Source organism: Enterococcus sp. H57 (assembly GCF_003112495.1).
In the GTDB taxonomy this organism is placed as follows: Bacteria; Bacillota; Bacilli; order Lactobacillales; family Enterococcaceae; genus Enterococcus_B; species Enterococcus_B faecium.
Genome location: NZ_BEHC01000068.1, coordinates 60,781 through 84,310 on the forward strand (window position 1 = coordinate 60,781; position 23,530 = coordinate 84,310).

Annotated in this window: 16 protein-coding genes; 3 read left to right on the plus strand and 13 right to left on the minus strand. The window is 39.3% G+C overall.

Features of this window, described 5'->3' with window-relative positions:
* Window positions 1–28: 28 nt before the first annotated feature.
* The 4 genes from glmM to nifJ form a co-directional block, all read right to left on the minus strand.
* On the minus strand, window positions 29–1,384 hold the full coding sequence (glmM, locus tag DIZ30_RS11820; protein ID WP_002287824.1) for a phosphoglucosamine mutase: 1,356 nt from the start codon (window positions 1,382–1,384) through the stop codon (window positions 29–31).
* A 23-nt stretch (window positions 1,385–1,407) separates the two neighbouring features.
* A complete protein-coding gene (locus DIZ30_RS11825; protein ID WP_002326934.1) occupies window positions 1,408–2,577 on the minus strand; it encodes a YbbR-like domain-containing protein in 1,170 nt (389 codons plus the stop codon).
* A complete protein-coding gene (gene cdaA / locus DIZ30_RS11830) occupies window positions 2,574–3,461 on the minus strand; it encodes a diadenylate cyclase CdaA (RefSeq protein WP_002287821.1) in 888 nt (295 codons plus the stop codon). The genes DIZ30_RS11825 and cdaA overlap by 4 nt, the downstream gene beginning before the upstream one ends.
* A 188-nt stretch (window positions 3,462–3,649) precedes the next feature.
* On the minus strand, window positions 3,650–7,342 hold the full coding sequence (nifJ, locus tag DIZ30_RS11835; protein ID WP_098188980.1) for a pyruvate:ferredoxin (flavodoxin) oxidoreductase: 3,693 nt from the start codon (window positions 7,340–7,342) through the stop codon (window positions 3,650–3,652).
* A gap of 197 nt (window positions 7,343–7,539) precedes the next feature.
* On the opposite strand from nifJ, the gene DIZ30_RS11840 reads away from it, so the two are divergent.
* The gene (locus tag DIZ30_RS11840) at window positions 7,540–8,061 is read left to right on the plus strand and encodes a DsbA family protein (RefSeq protein ID WP_002287818.1); all 522 of its coding nucleotides are present in this window, start codon (window positions 7,540–7,542) and stop codon (window positions 8,059–8,061) included.
* A 698-nt stretch (window positions 8,062–8,759) separates the two neighbouring features.
* Here the strand turns inward: DIZ30_RS11840 and DIZ30_RS11845 are convergent.
* From DIZ30_RS11845 to uvrB, 9 genes are all read right to left on the minus strand, one after another.
* Window positions 8,760–9,326 carry a hypothetical protein gene (locus DIZ30_RS11845; RefSeq protein ID WP_002339987.1) on the minus strand — a complete coding sequence of 189 codons (567 nt, stop codon included), beginning with the start codon at window positions 9,324–9,326 and terminating at the stop codon, window positions 8,760–8,762.
* 178 nt (window positions 9,327–9,504) lie between these two features.
* The gene (locus DIZ30_RS11850; protein WP_002299629.1) at window positions 9,505–10,161 is read right to left on the minus strand and encodes a hypothetical protein; all 657 of its coding nucleotides are present in this window, start codon (window positions 10,159–10,161) and stop codon (window positions 9,505–9,507) included.
* Window positions 10,162–10,728: 567 nt separating this feature from the next.
* Window positions 10,729–11,664, minus strand: coding sequence for a DNA-binding protein WhiA (gene whiA / locus DIZ30_RS11860; RefSeq protein ID WP_002289698.1), 936 nt, complete (start codon window positions 11,662–11,664; stop codon window positions 10,729–10,731).
* Between the two features lie 33 nt (window positions 11,665–11,697).
* On the minus strand, window positions 11,698–12,696 hold the full coding sequence (gene yvcK, locus DIZ30_RS11865; protein WP_002306471.1) for a YvcK family protein: 999 nt from the start codon (window positions 12,694–12,696) through the stop codon (window positions 11,698–11,700).
* A complete protein-coding gene (gene rapZ / locus DIZ30_RS11870; RefSeq protein WP_002289695.1) occupies window positions 12,693–13,577 on the minus strand; it encodes an RNase adapter RapZ in 885 nt (294 codons plus the stop codon). The genes yvcK and rapZ overlap by 4 nt, the downstream gene beginning before the upstream one ends.
* A 134-nt stretch (window positions 13,578–13,711) precedes the next feature.
* Complete coding sequence (locus tag DIZ30_RS11875; protein WP_002294440.1) at window positions 13,712–14,443, minus strand: aspartate racemase; 732 nt, start codon at window positions 14,441–14,443, stop codon at window positions 13,712–13,714.
* A gap of 3 nt (window positions 14,444–14,446) precedes the next feature.
* The gene (locus DIZ30_RS11880; protein ID WP_002294441.1) at window positions 14,447–15,712 is read right to left on the minus strand and encodes a D-aspartate ligase; all 1,266 of its coding nucleotides are present in this window, start codon (window positions 15,710–15,712) and stop codon (window positions 14,447–14,449) included.
* 262 nt (window positions 15,713–15,974) lie between these two features.
* The gene (uvrA, locus tag DIZ30_RS11885) at window positions 15,975–18,791 is read right to left on the minus strand and encodes an excinuclease ABC subunit UvrA (protein WP_002319652.1); all 2,817 of its coding nucleotides are present in this window, start codon (window positions 18,789–18,791) and stop codon (window positions 15,975–15,977) included.
* Between the two features lie 9 nt (window positions 18,792–18,800).
* A complete protein-coding gene (gene uvrB / locus DIZ30_RS11890; RefSeq protein WP_002294444.1) occupies window positions 18,801–20,795 on the minus strand; it encodes an excinuclease ABC subunit UvrB in 1,995 nt (664 codons plus the stop codon).
* Window positions 20,796–21,053: 258 nt separating this feature from the next.
* On the opposite strand from uvrB, the gene DIZ30_RS11895 reads away from it, so the two are divergent.
* Both DIZ30_RS11895 and DIZ30_RS11900 read left to right on the plus strand, forming a co-directional pair.
* Complete coding sequence (locus DIZ30_RS11895) at window positions 21,054–22,556, plus strand: amino acid ABC transporter substrate-binding protein/permease (protein ID WP_002296521.1); 1,503 nt, start codon at window positions 21,054–21,056, stop codon at window positions 22,554–22,556.
* Between the two features lies 1 nt (window position 22,557).
* A complete protein-coding gene (locus DIZ30_RS11900; protein ID WP_002292113.1) occupies window positions 22,558–23,295 on the plus strand; it encodes an amino acid ABC transporter ATP-binding protein in 738 nt (245 codons plus the stop codon).
* The last annotated feature ends 235 nt before the right edge of the window (window positions 23,296–23,530 follow it).

The following is a 23,530-nucleotide window of genomic DNA, read 5'->3' on the forward strand; positions in this document are numbered from 1 at the left end:
GTTCTTTTATTTTTTATGAAAATATCTCTTAATCCAGTCCAATTTCTTCTTTGACTACTGCTGCGATTTTATCGACATAGTAATTGACTTTCTCATCAGTAGGCGCTTCTGCCATCACTCGAAGTAATGGTTCTGTACCGGAAGGACGAACTAGGATTCTTCCTTCTGATCCCATTTCAGCTTCTGCCTCTTCAATCACTTTTTTGATTGCCGGAACATCCATCGCACCGTTTTTATCACTTACGCGGATATTCACTAATTTTTGCGGATAGATTGTTACCTCTGCTGCAAGCTCTGATAATTTCTTACCTGTCTGTTTCATGATATTCAGTAACTGAATTCCTGAAAGCATCCCATCTCCAGTTGTGTTAAAATCTAAGAAAATCATGTGCCCAGACTGCTCGCCGCCAAAGTTATAATCGTTTTTGCGCATTTCTTCTACAACGTAACGATCACCAACTTGTGTAACGACATCTTTCAAACCGATTCCTTCCACCGCTTTGTGGAATCCTAAGTTACTCATGACAGTCGTAACGATCGTATCTTTTTTCAACCGATTTTTTTCTGCCAAATATTTAGCACAGATAAACATGATTTTATCACCGTCGACGATGTTTCCAAGTTCATCCACCGCAATAATACGATCGCCATCGCCATCGAAAGCTAGTCCAGCATCTGCTCCTTTTTCAACGACCATCTCAGCTAAACGTTCTGGATGGGTAGAGCCTACGCCGTCATTGATATTTAACCCGTCTGGATTTGTGCCCATGGTATAAAAATCTGTTTCAAGATCGGCAAACAAACGATTAACACTTGTTGAAGTTGCTCCGTTTGCTGCATCGACACAAATGGTCAACCCGGAAAGGTCACCGTTGATCGTTTGTACAAGGAATTGAGAATATTTCAATAAGCCTTCTGGAAATTCTTCTACAGTTCCCAATCCTTCAGCTGATGGACGAGGCAATTCATCCACTTCAGCATCTAATAATGCTTCAATTTCTAGCTCTTGGTCATCTACTAATTTAAAACCATCTGCACCGAAAAATTTGATTCCATTATCTTGTGCTGGATTATGAGAAGCAGAAATCATGACCCCTGCGCTTGCTTTTTGCAAACGTGTCAGATAAGCAACACCTGGTGTAGAGATCACACCTAGCTGAAACACTTCGATACCCACCGATAAAAGTCCTGAAATCAGCGCTTCTTCTAACATTTGACCTGAGATTCTTGTATCCCGCCCTACTAACACGCGTGGGCGTTTTCCTTCTTCTTCATGCTGGCTTAGGACATAACCTCCGCACCGTCCCAGCTTAAATGCAAGTTCTGGCGTAAGTTCCTTGTTGGCTTCACCGCGTACGCCGTCTGTTCCAAAATATTTACCCATAGTTGTAAAATTACTCCTTTAACTTAATTTTCTGAGGAATTTGTTCTGCTCATTTGCGTTGATTCGCTTGTTTCTGATGTTTCTTCTGTACTTGTGGTCGAGCTGCTTGTCCCAGATTCCGAACTGGAAGAAATGGTTGTTGTCGATGGTTCCGTTCCTGAATCAGCAGATGAAATACTTCTACTCGTACTTGTATTTTCTTGTGTCCGACTGCTCGTCGAAGCAGAGCTACTGCTTGACGTTTGCAATACGGGTGTAATCTCCACACTAACTGATTCGGGCTTGATACTTAACCCCTCTTCTACTGGTATTTCAATTTTACGAGTTGTTCGATGATTGATACCTGAGACATTGATCGGTACAGCAATACTGTCACCGATCGATGCAAGCAAATCGCTAGAGCCGCTTACTTCTGCTTCCAGTTTTGAAAAACTGAAATCATAGCTTTCTACCCCGGCAGCTGGTGTTCCTTGCTGTATCCCATAAAGTCGTACCGACTTGCTTGGCTTGATTGAATCAGCTTTCACTGTTACTTGCACTGGATCAGAGACGATACTTAATACTTCCCCTGCTGCATTCAGCGCCTGTATTGGGACCTCACTATTAATCCCATCATCTGTGACCATCGAAGCGTCCACATCAGCTACTACTCGTTTGATTTCTGCCAATGTTTTGTCACCTGTAGTGATAGAGACTTTTTTAGGACTAACGGAAGTAGCATCAAGTTCATATCCAGATGGTGTGAACGTTGAAGGAATCAACGTTTCCACATCGAAATCTTTTATTACCTTTTTCTCAACCGTTACTGTAATAGTCGATGGTTCGATCTTTGCTGTGACAGCACTGCTCAAATTTTGAATTTTTAGCGGAACTTCATGTGTTCCTTCGCCCAGCTTAGTGATATCTGCTGTGACGCGGAACATCCGTGTATCTTCGTTTGCCTCTGCATTCAACTGAACTCGGTTTGCACTGGAAAGTTTGACAGTCACTGCATTTTCATATCCATGGATATAGTAGCGCTTTGAATCATAAGAAATCTTGATAGGCACCCCAGTAACTGTTTGATTATACGCTTCATTTCCAGAAAGCGTATTTGGAACGGACTGGCCATTTGCATTGAAGTACAGCGCAATACTGAACAGCAATGCAATAAAACTGTAAAGAATGCTTGTCCGTTTCTCTTTTGAGATCATTTGCGATCCCCTCCCTTAGTCATACCGTCTAGGAAAGATTGAATCACGTTTTTCTTGTTTTTTGTTTTCTCTTCAGCAATCAGTTCTCTACGCAAAATTGCCAAATATTCTTGCTGGGATAAGCCAGCCATCAGTTCATTATCTAATGTAATGCTGACATCCCCGGTTTCTTCAGAGACAACGATGGTAATCGCGTCGCTGACTTCGCTTATACCGACAGCTGCCCGGTGTCGAGTCCCGAATTCTTTAGGAATCAACATACTTTCTGATAGAGGAAGATAGGCGCTTGCTACTGCGATCTTTCCTTCTTTTACAATAACTGCACCGTCATGCAGCGGTGTATTAGGAATAAAGATATTGATCAGCAGCTCTCCAGTGATATCTGCATCTAATGCAATTCCTGTCTCAATATACTCATCTAATCCAGTATGCCGTTCGATAGTAATTAGCGCACCGATTTTTCGCTTGGACATATATTGGATGGCTTTGTCAAAAGACAAGATCATCTTCTCATCTTCCTGCTGTTCGCTTTTTGATTGTTTGAAAAGCGAACTGCGTCCAAGATGTTCTAGTCCTCTCCGGATTTCCGGCTGAAAAATCACGATAGCAGCTATCACCCCATACGTGATGACTTGGTTCATCAACCAAGACAAAGTGTGCAGACCAATGATTTCCGCTACGATTCGGATAACAATAAAGATAGCTACACCTTTCAGAAGCTGAATCGCTTTTGTGCCACGCAGCAGTTGGATCAGTTTGTATACAAGATACCAGACAACCAGAATATCAAGTATGTTCACCAAAAAATTCAGAGAGAACAAGTCACCGGAAAACATTTGCTGCCAATAGTCCAAATTGAAAAGTTCCCCGATTTGAAATGACATAAAAAGCCTCTCTTCTCTTTTGAGATTTCCTCTTTAGTATATCATATGTTTTAATTTTAGAGGCTGATCTGCTCGTTTTTTTCTTGATAAAAACGCATAATTTTCAAGAAAATTGCAAGTATGCGTTTTATTTTTCTCTGCAATAAATATTTTTAAACTTCAGAGAATTATTCATTATATTTTTTCTGTTATTTTTCCTTTTTTTCTTTTGTAGCTTGTTCCATTTTTTTACGTCGTTCTGCTCTGGCAGCTCTTCTAGCAGCTCTTCTTTCTTCTGCTTCAAGGTCCGTCGTTTTTTCTTTTCTAGTCTTAACGGGTACATCGATAGATTCCTCTGGTTCAAGTCGTTTCTTGATTTTTTCTAATTCTCCCGTCAGTGCAGCATAGTTGTAAAAACGTGTTTTAGCGTCGTGGACAGTCTTTTCAAATAAAGCTTTTGCAAGATTTGGATTTGCGTTCTCTAGCGAGGAAAAGCGAACTTGTTTCCTCATGAAATCAGGCATAGCAGAGAAATCAGGTTTTTTGTAGTCCAAAGTCATTGGTTTCTTGTTTTTTTCGACCATTGCAGGGTTATATCGATATAATGACCAATAACCAGAAGAAACAGCTTCTTTTGCTTCTTTAAGCGATTCTTTCATTCCGCCAAGCAAGCCATGTGTGATACAAGGCGTATAGGCAATAATCAGAGAAGGACCAGGATACTTTTCTGCTTCTTCAAATGCCTTGATTGTTTGCATTTGATTGGCACCTGAAGCAATTTGCGCCACATAAACATTTCCATATGTCATCGCCATCATTCCTAGATCTTTCTTTGAAGCATACTTTCCACTAGCCGAAAATTTAGCGATTGCCGAAGCTGGTGTTGCTTTTGAGGTTTGACCGCCAGTATTGGAATAGACTTCGTTATCCAAAACAAGGATATTCACGTCTGCTCCGCTGGCAAGTACATGATCGATCCCGCCAAAACCAATGTCGTAAGCCCATCCGTCTCCACCAATCATCCATTGGCTGTTTTTTACGAATAGATCCTTTCTCTTGTATATATCCTCCAGTTCAGGGAAAATTGATCGTTCGCTTTCGATCGCAGCTTGCAGTTTTGCTGCTCTTTGCTGCGTTCCTTCACTCTCAAACATGTGTACCAACCAGTCTTCCATCAATTCTCGTAGTTCTTCTGATACTTTTGGCAATACTTCTTTGATTGAACTTGCCAAAGCCTCGCGACGAGTCTGTGCCGCTAGAAGCATACCATAACCAAATTCAGCATTATCTTCCAATAAAGAATTTGACCATGCAGGCCCCTGACCACATTCATTTGTCGTATAAGGAGAAGCAGGAGAAGCACCGCCCCAAATAGAAGAACAGCCTGTCGCATTCGCGATCATCATTCGATCACCGAACATTTGTGTCAATAATTTTACATAAGGTGTTTCGCCACAGCCTGAGCAAGCGCCCGAGAATTCAAGAAGCGGTTGATTGAATTGTGTAGACAAGACAGTATTCTTTCCTTTGACTGGATTTGCTTTTTGTCTTAATGTCATTGCAAAAGCCCAATTCACAGCTTGTTCTTTCTGTTCTTCATAAGGCTTCATCACTAAAGCTTTTTCTTTTGCGGGACAAGCCTCTACACACAGACCACAACCTGTACAGTCTTCCACTGAAACTTGGATACGGTATTTTACGCCGTCTGCGCCTCGCATTTCTCTCACGATAAATCCTTCTGGCGCTTCTTCCATTTCCTCTTCATCTGCTAAAAATGGACGGATGGCAGCATGAGGACAAACAAAGGCACATTCATTACACATCGTACAGCGATCACTAATCCACTCAGGTACTTCTAAAGCGACGCCCCGCTTTTCCATAGAAGCCATTCCTAAAGGCATCTCTCCTGTTGTCATTCCATTTGCTACAAGTGTACCAACAGAGAGTTGATTTCCTTCCTGTGCATTCACTGGTTCAAGTATTTCTTGTACATAACCAGTGTTCCTTTTATTGATTTTTTCAGGCATCTCCAACGTTCTCCAATGTTCTGGGATCGCGACTTGATGAAGCAGTTCGGTCGTCCGGTCGATTGCTTGTATGTTTTTTTCTACGATAGCCATTGATTTATGTCCATAGCTTTTCAGGGCTTCTTCTTTTAGCAGCGGAATCACTTCATCAAAAGGAATGATGTCAGCTAATTTAAAAAATGCCGTTTCCATTGCCGTATTGATCCGGCGTCCCAAACCGACTTCTTGGGCCAATCTCATGGCATTGATCGTATAGAATCTAATGTTATTTTCAGCCAAGTAACGTTTTAATTTTAAGGGCAGATGCGTTTCTAATTGTTCGTCGCTCCAAAGAGTATTCAATAAAAAAATGCCACCTGGCTTCAATCCTTTGACCAAGTTATAGCTATGCAGGTAAGCTGGTGTGTGACAGGCAACAAGGTCCGCATGCTCGACAAGATACGCAGAACGTATCGGCGTATCTCCAAAACGAAGATGAGAGACAGTCAGACCACCAGATTTTTTCGAATCATAATAAAAATAGCCTTGCGCATATTTATCGGTGTGATCTCCAATAATCTTGATAGCTGATTTATTTGCTCCGACTGTTCCGTCAGATCCAAACCCCCAAAACTTGGCCTGGAATGTTTGCGGTTCTGTCAAATCCAGACTTTCCTTTGGTTCCAAAGATTGATAAGTCACATCATCAACGATACCTATGGTGAAACGTTTTTTGCGTATGCTTGGGTCTTTTTGCAATTCATCAAAAACTGCTGAGATTTGGTCAGGAGTCACATCTTTAGAACCCAATCCGTAGCGACCACCAATAACAGCCGGGCGAAGTTCAGAATCATATAACGCACTTTGAACGTCTAATAAGAGAGGTTCTCCACCTGCCCCTGGTTCTTTACTTCGATCAAGAACAGCAATTGTTTTTACTGTATGAGGCAACTTTCGCACGAATGTTTCCACTGGAAAAGGACGATAAAGATGGATATTCAAAAAACCTGTTTTCCGTCCGTTTGCATTCAAGTAATCAATCGTTTGTTCAATCGTCTGTGCAACTGATCCCATAGAAACAATGACTTCTTCCGCATCGTCTGCTCCGTAATAAGTCACCAAGTCATAAGAAGTTCCTCGTAATCGGTTGATCTCTTTCATATATTTTTGAACGATTTCAGGTAATTTATCATAATAGGGGTTGATCGTTTCCCGTTGTTGAAAATGGATGTCTGGATTCTGGTTCGTACCACTAACAGTCGGATGATTGGGATTCATCCCTCGTTTACGAAATGAAGCTAATTTCTCCTGATTGATCAGAGGAGCTAATTCTTCATATTCCAAAACTTCGATTTTTTGAATCTCGTGACTCGTACGGAATCCATCAAAGAAATTCAAAAAAGGTACTTCTCCTTCAATAGAAGCAAGATGGGCAACAGGTGCTAAATCCATCACTTCTTGTACACTGCTTTCAGCTAACATAGCAAATCCTGTTTGTCTTGCAGCCATCACGTCTCCGTGATCTCCGAAAATATTCAACGCATTTGTCGTCACTGCCCGACTAGCAACATGGAAAACACTTGGCAGTAGTTCCCCAGCAATCTTGTACATATTCGGTATCATCAAAAGCAGCCCTTGAGAAGCGGTATATGTAGTTGTCAGTGCACCAGTTTTCAATGATCCATGGACCACACCAGCTGCTCCTGCTTCGGATTGCATTTCTACTACTTTTACTGGTTGACCGAATACATTTTCTTTTCCTGCTGCTGACCATTGATCTACTAATTCAGCCATGGTCGAACTGGGTGTTATTGGATATATTGCAGCAATCTCGGTAAATGCATAAGAAATATATGCGGCTGCCGTATTGCCATCCATTGTTTTCATTTTTCGCATGATTCATCATCCTTGTTCATATTCTCTCTTATTATCTGTTCCATTATAACGTAAAACATTCCATTTTTTCTTTTATTTATAAAAATATTTCACATATGTCTATTTGAATTGGTCATCTAATTTTTAGACAAACAGTCTAAATCGTTGCCTTTTTTTGTCAGACATGTATAAACTATAAGCGAAAGAGGTGTTTTAACATGGATATATCAGTGATTGATGCAACGAAAACAAATACACAAAAAGGAATCCTTTATGGTTCATCGAATGCTCCTAAAAAAATGGTCGAATTCATCAACCTAGCTTGTCCGTATTGCCGACAATGGTTTGAAGAATCTTATGAGCTATTAGAAGAAGCAGTCCAAAGCGGGCAATTGCAGCGAGTGATCAAATTGTTCGATAAAGAAAAAGAAAGCTTGCAGCGAGGAAACGTGATGCACCGGTATCTCACAATCAGCGATGGTCAAAAAGCGATCAAAGAGATCAAACAAATATTCGATACTCAAGACGAGTGGAAACATCTTTCTCTCCAAGAAGTAGCGGATTTTGCAGTAGATAAACTAAAGCTGACAGAACAAAAAGACGAACAGCTGAGCCAAGCTGTCATCAACGAAGCTGAGCAAGCACATATTCGATTTGTTCCGACTGTCATCTTGGGTAAAGAAATCTTTGATGAATCTATTTCAATAGAGGAATTAAAAGAATTGATCCAAACAAAATAAAAAAATAAGGAGCGTAGGACAAAAGTAAAGAACACTTTTGTCTCACGCTCTAAACACCTATAAACGGCGGAAGCAGAAGCAACTCCTTCTTATTTCTTGGAGTTAAACGCTTCTGTCCCAGCCTCCTTATTCCGAATAAATGGTGTCCAAAAGCTTGCATCTGCCAGATTATCTCATTTCTTATGACAAGCTGAGCAAATTATCTCCACCAAATAATTTATTCATATTTTTGACTTGCGCATACTAACTAATTCTTAAATTTTCATACAAAATTTCTCAAATTCCCTTAACGAGTAATATTTATGTACGGTGATTCACACTAGTATCCCAATCACTTTTTAAGTTATCCCGATTTCAATTCTACTTCAAAAATAGTTGCTTTTATGTATGCTGTTAGTTGATTAGATGGTCGTTTGTTGAGCTAGGTCGTTTATTTTAAACAAGTTGTTTCTTTAGCTTATACCTATCTCGTCTACCAAACGCAAGATGGCAAACACAAATGCATACGCATCTGTATTTGCCACTTTGATTCGTATAAAGCTAACAACTCCTAACTCCTCTCATTTAATAGTTGCTCTCTTTTTTATTCAGATACATTTTTGCTGATCACAGCCTAGTATTTCAATGGTTTTGAACACTAAACCAAATTGTTCCATTACAACATTCACTGGCTGATGAAATGGATTAATAGATTTCGATTATTCAAAGCGATTTTCTATTGGTGGATTGTGTTCCCAACTAACAAGACGGATTCCAAAGTCATCATATAACTCTTCAAGAGTTAACCCTTTCCTGTTCCCAATAGATGTATCTCTCCCACGCTCGATATAAAATATGGAGTTTCGAATGCCAAGACCTGGCAAATCTTTCCTTGTTACAGTTACACTGCTACTAACTTCCCCCATATAAAATCCAGCTCCTCCAAAATGATAATATATTTTTCGACCATCATCTAACTCATGTAACAATAATTGTTGTGCCCTCTTGTCACTCGCCAAATGCAAACGCCACGTGCGATACCATGCCATGCTACCTGCATCTGCAGAAAATCCATCAAATAATGCAACAATTGTATCTTCTATCACAATCCTTTCCCCATCTACTTCATATTCTAATCTAAAATCAAACTCCCCTCGGGTAATCGCAGGTCTTGGTGGCTTAGGACCCAATATTATTCTACTTAAAACCGCATTCGTTCCAAGATGAAACACAGCTATAACAACAATAATGATTAATATTTTGTTTCTATTTGATAAATTTCTCATTATTCGCAAATCACCTCTACATTCTCACATACTAGTTCGTAATACTCCTTTAATATCAAAATATCTACTGATCGTAATAATATTCGCTATGAATTCCTACTACTCGTATAAGAAAGGCCAAATCATCAGCTTTTACTTGCTGATGATTTGGCTTGTTTCTATTTATCGTAATTGTTTTCTAATCACCAAAATTGTTAACAATCGGTTCAGATATTTCCCAATTCACTAGCCTTATATTATATTGATTTAACAATTCTTCTTCATTTATTGTATTTTGATCAAGCGGACCAAATTGTTCTAATAATTCTTTGTCATGTAAAATATCCCTTCTAGTAATGCCTCTTTCCCTTTCAATGAAAGAAGCACTAGGAAAAGTATGATTATAACCATTCAACCTATCTCCCATGTAATAATTAGCAGGTCCTGGAAAATAAAATATTTGCTTATTATCACTAACTTCTAACAGCAACACTAAATCTTCTCCGCTGGCTAAACGACTTGTCCATCTACGATATCTCCCTATGCCTTCGTTCATTCCAAATCCATCAAATTCAACTATTAACGTGTCTTCTATCACATGTAATTCTTCATTCAATTCATACTCAAGTCTAAAAGGAAATTCTCCATATGTAATCTCTGGCAATGGTGGTGCTGGAGTTCTCCAAATAAATACAATAACTGTGAATAGAAAAAATCCAACGATCGATATAAATGTTATGAGACCTGCTCGAAGTAAAACCCGATATAATAAAAATGCTGTATTTCGCTTTGCTATATCTAGAAAAATAAAAAGTACTGCAATCATAATGATAGTAAAAGTTGTAAAAAAACGCATTTTTGCCCTCCCTTTATAAACATCGATTCTCAAATTCTAAACCAAATCTTGGTAGTTCAAGTTCAGGTATAACGTATTCCAACCATACATCTCAATTACTATTTATGAACTTATGATTATCACTGAATAAATCACTCCATCCCCTTGTTAAAACTTCTACATTAATTACACCTGGTTGTTTTCGACTAGCTAATCCAATGAACTTATCAACCATCCTTATCCACCAACCACGAGAATCTTGACCAGAAGTAAGAAGAGCAGTTCTCAAGGATGATCGAGCAGTTCCTTCCAGTTTTTTAATTAATCAGGCCAGTTATAGATAAATACTTGATCTTATCTATATCAGGACTTCTATATTAAGCAAAAATTTATGTACAAAACTAAAATCTTCATTCAGTTGTCTCCCCGCTTTTTATACGATTGTATTAAAAACAATAGAAGCCTTTCCAAATTATGTTACTCCAGTAAAGATGGAATTATAGTTTGACGGAAGAAAAGCAAGTATAACTTTTTAAAAAAACTGATACATTCGCATCTCCTGCTTCATGTATCAGTTTTTTCTTTGGATTAAACTGCTTCTTCACGCAGTTTTTCCGCAAATTCATTTATTTTGCGAATTCGGTGATTAATTCCCGATTTTGATATCGCACCTGAGGGAATCATTTCCCCTAATTCTTTCAAGCTGACCTCTGGATGTTGAAGCCGAAGTTCTGCGATTTCCTGAAGTTTTTCAGGAAGGGCATGTAGACCGACCTTTGCTTCGATCAATTCGATGTTTTCGATTTGTTTAGAAGCCGCATCAATCGTCTTGTTCAGATTTGCTGTCTCACAATTGACTAGACGATTGACCGAATTTCTCATATCCCGTACGATTCGAACATCTTCAAATCGGAGCATTGAGTTGGTTGCACCAATCAATGTTAAGAAATCAGCAATTTTTTCTGCTCCTTTTAAATAAGAAATATAGCCATTGCGCCGTTCAAGCGTTCGAGCATGTAGACCGTAATAATTTAACATATCGCAAATGTCTTGGTTATGCTGTTCATAAATAGAAAATATTTCCAAATGATAACGGCTCGTTTCCGGATTATTGACTGAACCTGAGGCCATAAAAGCACCACGTAAGTAAGAACGCATTTTTTGCGAATTTCCCATAATCTCGTCCGAAACGTGTCCATTGAACATCATACCATCCATGATATCAAGATCCATCAACACATCTTTTGTGCCTTGCTTCAACCGGACGATATAGACATTGTTCTTTTTTAATTTCATTTTTTTACGAACGAGTAGCTCACTTCGTACCTGATAGTGATCTTTCAAAAGAGAATAGATACGTCTGGCAATTGCAGCATTTTCTGTTTGGACGTTCAAAATAAACTGCTGGTTCACAATACCTAAAGAGCCGTTCATTCGCAGCAAAGCAGCTAATTCCGCTTTCGCATGTTCTCGATGAACTTCCAAACCAGTTAGTTCTTTCTTCACATCTGCAGCAAATGACATCCTATTCTCCTCCTTTCTCCAACAATAAATTGCTTAATATTTTGAACCGAAAACTAAACGGAACAATTCTTCTACTACTTTGTCTCCATCGTGGAAGACACCACCATCTTTCAATTCCAAAAAGTCGGTGGAAATCACTCGACATCCTTCATTTCTCAATCCGTTGAAGTCGTGTGCGACTTGTACTAGATACTCATCATAGATCTCTGGGTCCATATAATCTTCAGGCACTTTTTCCGTATTGACCAATACTGTATCGATAAAAGGCTGATTCAAATGCTTGTGTAAAACACGTATATGATCGGCATCTGTGAAATGTTCCGTTTCCCCTTTTTGGGTCATGATATTACAGATATAGACGGTTTCAGCAGTTGTCTTGAGCATTGCTTCGCCGATTTCTGGTATCACTAAATTTGGAAGGATACTGGTGAATAAACTTCCGGGTCCCAAAACGACCATGTCGGCGTCCATAATTGCTGAAACGACTTTTCGAGCCGCTTTGGCTTCACTTTTATCATTTGTGTTGCAGACATACACACGGTCAATGGTTTTACGGTCGATCGCGATTTTAGATTCTCCTACTGCAGTCGTTCCGTCTTTAAAGACAGCATGCAAGGTCAAAGGAGTTTCTGAAGAAGGATAAACATGTCCATCTACATGCATCATTTTTGCTAATAATTGAATCGCCTCATAAGTGCTTCCCCGCATCTCGGAAACTGCGGCAATGATCAGATTACCGATCGTATGATTGGCTAAAAACTGATCTTCCTTTTTGAAACGGTATTGGAAAATATCTTCATAGAATTGTGGCATATCCGATAACGCCACTAAGACATTTCTCAAGTCACCAGGAGGAGCCATAGCGATCGATTCTCTGATTGCACCGCTGCTTCCCCCATCATCTGCAACAGTCACTACTGCTGTGATATCTGCTCCTTGATTTCGCAAACTTTTCAGGATAACTGGCAGACCAGTGCCACCGCCGACCACTACGATCTTTGGTTTTCTTATCCGGTAGGTTTTCATTTTCACGACCGGTTCACCGTCTCTTTCCTTTTATCCTTGTCCCGATGTGTCACATTGACTTTATAGTTTTTCCCTAAAGCATTTGCCAAACGTTCAGTCAATGCCACAGAACGGTGTTGACCGCCTGTACAGCCGATTGCAACTGTCAAGCTGCTTTTTCCTTCTTTAATGTATCCAGGCAATACAGTTTCCAGAAGATCCAAAAATTTATGGTAGAATGATTGCGTTTCATCAAAGGACATCACATAATCATAGACTGGCTGATCTTTTCCGGTCAATGGTCTTAGTTCCGGGATATAATGAGGGTTGGGCAAAAAACGCACATCCATCACAATATCCGAATCGATCGGCAACCCGTATTTAAAACCAAATGATACAAATTCGATCCGAAATCCTTGGTCTCCCTTTGATTTGAATGACTCATTGATTTTTTCACGTAATTGTCGTGGTGTCAATGTCGTCGTATCAATGATCACGGAAGCTTGGGCTTTCAAGTCGTCTAGTATCGCCCGTTCTTTACGTATCCCTTCAGTGATCAAACCGTCCATCGCCATTGGATGTGCTCGTCTTGTTTCTTTGTAGCGAGCCACTAGTTCTTCGTCTGAAGCATCTAAAAATAAGATAGAAGTGTCGATGAAGTTCGTATTTTCGATTTCGATCAGCATGTTTTGGATTTCTTCAAAGAAGGAACGAGAACGTAAATCCACTCCTAAAGCCATTTTTGTGACTTTGCCTGATTCTTTGATTAATTCCCAGAATTTTGGAATCAATCGAGGCGGCATATTATCGATACAAAAATAGCCCATATCTTCAAAACTTTGGATAGCTACTGTTTTCCCTGCACCGCTCATACCTGTTATGATGACTAATTGCAAATTATCTGTCATAATTACGAACTCCTCTCACATTGTGCATAGTAAAATTATATCATTCCGGGCGTATCATTACCAGTTTTCTTTTTCTTTTACAAAAAGATTTGGACCAAATATCTTTTAGGATATTTGCCCCAAATCCAATTTTTTTACTTTTCCGATGCTGTATCCAATGCCTTGCTTCTTTCAGCTAGCGCTCGTTCAATCGTCCGATCTGCTAAAATAGATTGGGCATCGATCACTGGATAATGGTTATCTTCAGCAAATTCATGCATCAATGACAATTCTGTGCAACCTAAGATGACTTTTTCACAGTTTAGGCGCTCTACCGCTTCTTCTAAGATTTCGTAATATAGCTCTTGATTCAAATAATCCGATTCCTTGATCTCATGATAGATCAGATAATTGATTTTTTCTTGAAGAACAGTATCAGGAATCACTGTTTCGAATCCAAGATTTTTGACTTCGCGTTCATAGATTCCAGCTTTCATACTTCCTTCTGTTCCTAGAATCGCTACTCTCCCTGTCGTATGCTGACGGACAAGTTCATTTGCTGCTTCTCTTGGCATATGAAGGATAGGAATATCCGTTGCCGCTTGTAATTCTTCAAAAAAGTAGTGTGCGGTGTTACAAGTCAACACAATGAAGTTCGGCTGCAATAAATTTTGTTTCTCAATATCATCCAGCAGAAACGGCATTGGATTTTCTTCTGATCGATCTAAAATATAAGCTGTACGATCAGGAACTGTTGCATGATTGAATAAGACATAATTCAAATATTCTTGATCTTTTGTAGCTTTCGTTCGGTGGTTGATCAAGCGAACAAAACTTTCTGTCGCCATCGTGCCCATTCCGCCTAAAATACTGAAAAAATTCTCCATGAACTAGCCTTCTTTCACATGAAAATACTTTTTGAATCTTGGAATATAGTTATGGAACATATATTTCATCAACAACCAGCGCTTGATTGACCGGTCTTTTTCATAAAACACAGTAGTACCGTAACGATTTTCTTTGATCATTTGCTCAGCTAGTTTTTTGTCTTCATTTTCCCGAGCATATTCTAAAAAGATTTTTTTGGGCACACCCATCCATAATCTTGCTTTATCTGATTGATTCGTTCCATAGGTCGTTTCAACAAAGGGTTTGTTAAACACTCGATCTTCTGTGACGAAACGAGCCAGATTCAAGCCGTTCAATGTCACAAAGAAACTGCTACGACCTTGTCTCAAATTGATTTCAAATAATTTATATTCTCCATCTCTAGGATCATACTTCATATCGAAATTGGCAAAGCCTGTATATTCGATTTTTTCCAAAAATGCCTTAATGGTTTGATAGATTTTTTCGTTATAATCTGGCATGATCACAACGTAATTACCAATCGATGCTGGTGTAGGATCTTCTAACAGTGGATGACCAAGACACATCATCCGAACTTGATGATCTTCATCTACATACGCATTTAGCACACGCATATTACTATCATCACCCGGGATAAAATCTTGTACAATCATTTCACTTTTATAACCGGCTTCGTATATCCGGCCTAAAATTAAATCGAACTCTTCTCTAGTCTCTAAAATAAAAGCTTTTTTTCTTCCTTCAAATTGGACAGAAAGATACTCCACACTGTTTGCAGGTTTCAAAGCAACTGGGAATTCAAAAGGCAATTCCTGTTCCAAATGTCCATTTACTAACATTTCTTCTCTGACGATCAATGTTTTAGGATACGGAAGATCATATTCTTCACAAACTTCATAAAAGCTTACTTTATTGATCAGTCTTTCAAATAAAGAATAATCAATATATGGACAGATAAAATATTCTGACAGCTCTTGTTTATGTTGGGAGATCAATTCTGCATATCCATCACCACAAGCAATCAAAAGATATTTTTTACTCTTATCAGAATATCTTTCTTTTGCCAAACGAAGCATCGTCTCGATAAATACAGGGTCTTTATCAAATCCTGGAATAACTTCTACATTGACAATTTTACTGTAGCGGGTAGGGGCTAACTGATCCGAAGCATATGCTTGGCAGATTTTGCCGTATGCTTCATTAAAAGAACGTGCCATACCATAAACGTTCATGTCGCTTCCTAATAATATAGGGATAAATTCTTCATTTTCAATACTGTTCATCATTATCTCTCACTTACTCATAATCTCTTGTTTTTCTTTTCCAACTACACAAGGAATATCATACCATAAAGAAAAAAGCAATCAAAGGAAACTCCTCCGATTGCTCAATTCTTTTTTGAACGGATTGAACTTATAGGAAGTTTTTGTCTATACCAATCAGTGTAGAAAGAACTACCATGTAATGATTCTAGAACACTGATATTAATAAAACAAGCAAAAATTCATTTTTTTATGTTTTTTTAACTATCTCAGCTATCTATCCTCTTTATACCATTATTTTTTTCAAATAGTGACCTGTATAACTTTCTTTTACGTTAATGATTTCTTCTGGTGTTCCAGTCGTAAGGATCGTTCCTCCACCTTCTCCACCTTCTGGTCCTAAATCAATGATATAATCTGCTGTTTTGATTACATCTAGATTGTGTTCAATCACTAAAACTGTGTTACCAGCATCTACTAATCTTTGTAATACATGCAACAAGCGGGCGATGTCATCGCTATGAAGTCCTGTCGTTGGTTCATCTAGTATATAGAAATTCTTTCCATTAGAGATTTTGTGCAATTCACTGGCAAGTTTCATCCGTTGTGCCTCACCACCGGACAATGTCGTTGCTGGTTGCCCCATCGTCACATAACCTAAGCCAACATCAACAATCGTTTGCAGTTTGCGATGAATCTTTGGAATGTGCTTGAAGAATTCTACAGCATCTTCTACTGTCATTTCCAAAATATCAGCAATGCTTTTTCCTTTGTAATGCACTTCTAATGTTTCAGAGTTATATCGTTTGCCATGACATACTTCACAAGGAACATAGACATCAGGCAAAAAGTGCATTTCGATCTTAATAATTCCATCCCCGCGACAAGCTTCACAACGACCGCCTTTTACGTTGAAACTAAAACGCCCTTTCTTATAACCCCGCATTTTTGCCTCGTTCGTTTGAGCAAATAACCCACGGATATCATCAAATACACTTGTATAAGTCGCTGGATTACTTCTCGGCGTCCGGCCGATTGGGCTTTGATCGATATCGATGATCTTTTCGATACTTTCGTAGCCGGAAATTGTCTTGAATTTACCTGGCTTAGCAGAATTCTTATTTAATTTTTGCGCTAACGATTTCTTTAAGATACTATTGACCAATGTACTCTTTCCAGAACCAGACACACCTGTGACTGCTACAAATTCTCCTAATGGAAATTCAACACTAATATTTTTCAGATTGTTTTCTGAAGCACCAGTGATCTTGATTGCTTTCCCATTACCTTTACGGCGTTCTTTTGGTACAGGGATTGATTTTTTCCCTGAAAGATATTTCCCTGTCAAAGAATTTTCATCATTAGCTACTTCTTCAGGAGTGCCTGCAGCCACGATTTGTCCGCCTTGTTCTCCGGCCCCAGGTCCGACGTCAATCAGATAATCTGCTGCCCACATCGTATCTTCATCATGTTCGACTACAACGAGGGTGTTGCCAAGATCACGCATTTTCTTTAATGAGCCAATCAGTCGATCGTTGTCGCGTTGATGCAATCCGATCGATGGTTCATCTAAAATATACAAAACTCCAGAAAGATTCGATCCAATTTGTGTAGCCAATCTGATTCGCTGCGCTTCTCCCCCAGATAATGTTCCGGAAGCGCGACTCAAAGTTAGATAGTCTAGTCCCACATTTTCCAAGAATGAAAGTCTGTCATTTACTTCTTTTAAAATCGGTTTGGCAATTACTTTCTCTTGTTCAGATAACGTTAAGTTTGAGAAGAAATCTACTGCTTTTTGAATAGACAACTCATTTGTTTGCCCGATATTCGTTCCATTGATTTGAACAGATAGAGCTTGGGGATTCAATCGATAACCTTTACATGTCTGACAAGTTAATTCTGTCATATAAAGACGCATTTGCTCACGCGTGAAATCACTGTTCGTATCATGATAACGACGCTCGATATTCTTCAATACCCCTTCGAAAGTCGTTTCTACATCGCGAACGCCACCAAAATCATTTTCATAATGGAAATGGAAAAGATCATCTGTCCCATTCAAGATGATATCCTGATGCTCTTCCGGTAATTCTTCGAATGGTGTATCTAAATCGATACCGAAACTTTCACAAGCCTGCGCTAACATTTGAGGATAATACTGAGAGCTGATTGGATTCCATGGAACGATAGCACCTTGACTAAGTGTCTTCGTTCTATCTGGAATCACTAAATCTTGATCGACTTCTAATTTGACACCTAAACCATCACAGTCTGGACAAGCTCCAAAAGGCGCATTGAATGAGAACAGTCTTGGTTCTAGTTCGCCAACAGTAAATCCGCAATAAGGACAGGCATAGTGTTCGCTAAACAACATTTCTTCTTCACCGATCACGTCAACCAGAGCATAGCCGTCTGCCAATCGCAGGGCCGCCTCTAAAGAATCAAATAGACGAGAACGAATCCCTTCTTTCACAATGATCCGGTCGATGACGATCGCGATATCATGTTTTTTGTTTTTCTCCAGCTCAGGCACTTCACTTAAATCATAGATCTCACCATCGACTCGAACGCGGACGTATCCCTCTTTTTGGATTCGTTCGAATATTTTTTTATGTTGTCCTTTTTTCTTTACCACGATCGGTGCCAACACTTGGATCTTTGTGCGCTCAGGCAAAGCCATTACTTGATCTGCCATTTGATCTACTGATTGACTGGTAATCTCGATATGATCGTTGGGACAAATCGGATGTCCTACACGTGCAAACAACAAGCGTAAATAGTCATTGATTTCCGTCACAGTACCTACTGTCGACCGAGGATTTTTACTTGTTGTTTTCTGATCAATAGAAATCGCCGGACTCAATCCGTCGATGCTATCTACGTCCGGCTTATCCATTTGTCCTAAAAACTGACGAGCATAAGCAGAAAGGCTCTCTACGTATCTCCGCTGCCCTTCAGCGTACAGCGTATCAAATGCTAGGGAACTTTTTCCAGAACCGGACAAACCTGTAACGACCACGAATTTATCTCGTGGAATCGTTACATCTATATTTTTCAAGTTATGGGCACGTGCACCGTGAATCGTAATTTTATCGTTAGCCATGTTGTCCTCCTACTTTGAAGCTTTTAATTCTAAAATCATATCTCGCACATTAGCGGCTGTTTCAAAATCCAATGCTTTCGCCGCATCTTTCATTTCTTTTTCTAATTTCATCAATAACGTATCTTTTTCTTCTTTCGTCATTTCTTCATACGAGACTTGTACCGCTTCTTTTGTATCATCTTCCGATTCTTTCGTAATAGAAATCAAATCTCGGATTTCTTTAATGATCGTTTTTGGAACGATCCCATGTTCTTCATTGTACTTCTGCTGAATCGTACGGCGTCTTGATGTTTCATCCATCGCTAGACGCATAGAATCTGTTACTTTGTCTGCGTACATGATTACTTTACCTTCTTCATTCCGAGCAGCTCGTCCAATCGTTTGGACTAAGGAACGTTCACTACGTAAAAAGCCTTCTTTATCCGCATCCAAGATAGCAACAAGGGAAACTTCAGGTACGTCTAATCCTTCACGAAGCAAATTGATTCCAACTAACACATCAAATTCACCTAATCGAAGATCTCGAATGATTTCTGTTCGTTCCAGCGTTTTGATATCACTATGCAAATATTTGACTTTGATCCCTAATTCTTTGAAATAATCTGTGAGGTCTTCTGCCATTTTTTTCGTCAATGTCGTTACAAACACCCGCTGGTCTTTTTCGACTCGTTCATTTATTTCGCCTACTAGATCATCGATTTGTCCCATGATTGGACGAACTTCGATCACTGGGTCAAGCAGCCCTGTCGGACGGATGATTTGTTGGATAACGGTATCTGTTTGTTCATGTTCATATGGTCCTGGCGTCGCAGAGACATAAATGATCTGATTGACATGTTTTTCAAACTCTTCTAACCGAAGTGGCCGATTGTCTAAAGCAGATGGCAAACGGAAACCGTAATCTACTAGCATCTGTTTTCTCGCTCGGTCACCATTATACATTCCTCTGATTTGAGGCATGGTTACGTGCGATTCGTCCGCCACGATCAAAAAATCTTCAGGAAAGAAATCCAATAGCGTATAAGGCGGTTCACCTTCTTTACGTCCGTCCATATGCCGAGAATAATTTTCAATTCCCGACGTGTAGCCCATTTCTAACATCATTTCAATATCGTAATTGGTTCGCTGTTCTAAACGTTGAGCTTCCAGAAGTTTGTTTTCATTTCGCAAGACAGTTAAACGCTGTTCTAATTCCGCTTTGATATTCGCTACGGCATGCTCCATATGTTCATCATTCGTCACAAAGTGAGTCGCCGGGAAGATTGCCACGTGTTCCGTTTCTCCTAAAACTTCACCTGTCAGTGCATTGACTTCTCGGATACGTTCGACCTCATCTCCAAAAAACTCCACACGTAAGGCACGTTCATCTCTTGAAGCCGGAAAAATCTCCACGACATCACCGCGCACTCGAAAACGACCGCGCTGAAAATCTATATCATTTCTTTCGAATTGGATACTGACTAAGTCACGAATCAACTGATTGCGATCTAGTTCTGCTCCCTGTCGAATCGAAACTACTTGTTTTTGGTACTCAAAAGGCGAACCTAATCCAAAAATACATGAAACGGATGCAATGACGATCACATCATTTCTTTCTAATAATGAACTAGTAGCCGAATGTCGTAATTTGTCGATCTCATCATTTACACTTGAATCTTTTTCGATATACGTATCGCTTGAAGGCACATAAGCTTCAGGCTGATAATAATCATAATAAGAAACAAAATATTCAACAGCATTGTTAGGGAAAAATTCCTTGAATTCCCCGTACAGCTGACCAGCCAATGTTTTGTTATGGGCAATAATCAGTGTTGGTTTATTCACTTTCTCAATAAGATTGGAAATCGTATATGTTTTCCCTGTTCCAGTCGCACCTAATAAGATTTGTGCTTTTTTCCCGCCGACTACGCCATCCACTAATTGGTTAATCGCTTCAGGCTGATCACCAGCCGGTTGGTATTTCGAGACAAGCTCAAAGTGTCGGGAGGTATCTCTCTCAATCATTCTTCGTCCTCCTTTTCATTCATTCCTTTTCATTTTACGACCAATAAAAAGAAAAGGAAAGCAAAGGCATTCCTTACTAAAAAATTATACCACACCGAACATACTTTCGCCACTTTTTTATCTTATTATGCATGTTACGTTTTATAACATAAAATGTTAGAAACTCGCATTTTTTTCATTTTTTCGAGCTTACAGTCTTGTCTGATTCAGCACTTTTCGCCTATAATAATAAAATATTGGAAATTTAGGAGGTTGATTATGAAAAGAAAGCATTTATTTCACTCATTTGTTTTCTTAATGACAGGACTTGTGACACTTGCGTTTGGACATGTTGCACAAGCTGACAACACTACAACGGCAGAGTCAAGCACAAGCGAGACAATGCAAAAAATAGAGCCCAAAAAAGACGTATACGTAATTGCCAGTGACTCTGCTTTTGCTCCATTTGAATTTCAAAACGCAAAGGGCGAGTACGAAGGCATCGATGTAAAATTGATGGAAAACATCGCCAAACTGCAAGGATTTAACATCCGAATGGACTACCGTGGTTTCTCTGCTGCTTTGCAAGCTTTGGAATCAGGACAAGCAGACGGAATGATTGCCGGAATGACTGTAACAGATGAACGAAAGAAAAGCTATGATTTTTCTGATTCTTACTTTGATAGCGGGATCCAATTAGCTGTCAAAAAAGGAGATACTTCGATCAAGTCTTATGAAGATTTGAAAGGAAAAACAGTCGGAGCAAAAGTTGGTACCGAAAGTGCTGAATTTTTAAGCGACCATGAATCTGAATATGGCTATTCTATCAAATATTTTGATGCTGCTGATCAATTGTACGACGGGTTAAAAGTTGGCGCAATCGATGCAATGATGGATGATTATCCGGTAATCGGTTATGCGATCAAACAAGGACAAGAATTGGAAACACCGATCAAAAAAGAATCTGGCGGAAAATATGCATTTGCCGTTAAAAAAGGACAAAATCCTGAGCTTCTTAATATGTTCAATGAAGGATTGAAAGAATTAAAAAGAACAGGCGAATACGATAAGATTATTAAAGAATATGTAGCGGATGGTTCAGAAACTTCCAGTGAGTCTTCCACTGCTGATGAATCAACATTTCTTGGACTTATCCAAAACAACTATCAAGCATTGTTGAAAGGACTTTGGAGAACAATTCTCCTAACTTTGATCTCCTTTGCTTTGGCTATAGTAATCGGTGTGATTTTTGGATTATTCAGTGTAGCACCAATACGCGCTCTTCGCACAATTGCTAGTATTTATGTCGATATCATCCGAGGAATTCCAATGATGGTTCTTGCGTTCTTTATTTTCTTTGGGTTGCCTGGTATCGTTGGATTTACGATTCCTGACTTCCTTGCTGGTGTTATCACCTTGACTCTTAACGCAAGTGCTTATATCGCAGAGATTGTTCGAGGCGGGATCAACGCCGTTCCTGTCGGACAAATGGAAGCTTCCAGAAGTTTAGGTCTTTCTTATAATCGGACAATGCAAAAAATCATTTTGCCGCAAGCGATACGCATCATGATCCCATCATTCGTCAATCAGTTCGTTATCTCATTAAAAGACACAACGATCATTTCCGCAATCGGTGTAGTCGAATTGCTGCAAACTGGTAAGATCATTGTTGCACGTACAACACAAAGTACGTATGTTTACTTGATCATTGCGATCATGTACTTGATTTTGATCACAGCATTGACAAAATTAGCAAAAGTTTTAGAAAAGAAGGTGAAGTAAGATGGCAGAAAAAATCTTAGTTGAGCATTTAGTCAAAAAATACGGCGATAACACAGTATTAAACGACATCAATGTGTCCATCAACGAAGGAGATGTCGTCTGTATCATTGGCCCTTCAGGTTCAGGAAAAAGTACATTTTTGCGTTGCTTGAATCGTTTAGAAGAACCTTCTGACGGTGAAATTATTATTGACGGCGCCCACTTGATGGATAAAAGCACAGATATCAACTTGGTGAGACAACATATCGGAATGGTATTCCAGCACTTTAACCTATTCCCTCATCTTTCTATTTTGGAAAACATCATTTTAGCACCGATGGACCTGAAGAAAGAATCTAGAGAAGAAGCAGAGAAAAAAGCAATCAAATTGCTGCAGACAGTTGGTCTAGAAGATAAAAAAGATATGTATCCTGAAATGCTTTCCGGTGGACAAAAGCAGCGTGTGGCTATTGCTCGTGCTCTAGCGATGAACCCTGACATCATGCTTTTTGATGAGCCTACATCTGCACTCGACCCCGAAATGGTCGGTGATGTCTTGAACGTCATGAAAAAGTTAGCAGAACAAGGTATGACGATGGTTATCGTTACGCACGAAATGGGCTTCGCTAAAGAAGTGGCCAATCGTGTCATGTTCATTGACGACGGAAACTTTTTAGAAGACGGAACGCCTCAACAAATCTTTGAAAATCCGCAAAATGAACGGACAAAAGATTTCTTGAATAAAGTATTAAATATTTAATAAAAACTAAAAATGCCCGGTCGCTTCATGACGACCGGGCATTTTTAGTTTCTTGTTTTTTCACTTAACTGTACCAGCCGCATCGCTTGTTCTCCTGCACAAACAAGCAATCGCTCTACCTGTTCCATCGCATAAGAAAGTACCATGGGTTCATTGACGATATCAAGTACATAGTCGATACCACCTTCAGAAACTATGATGATTATCTTATTCTAAAGCTGGCTTTTTTGTTGGT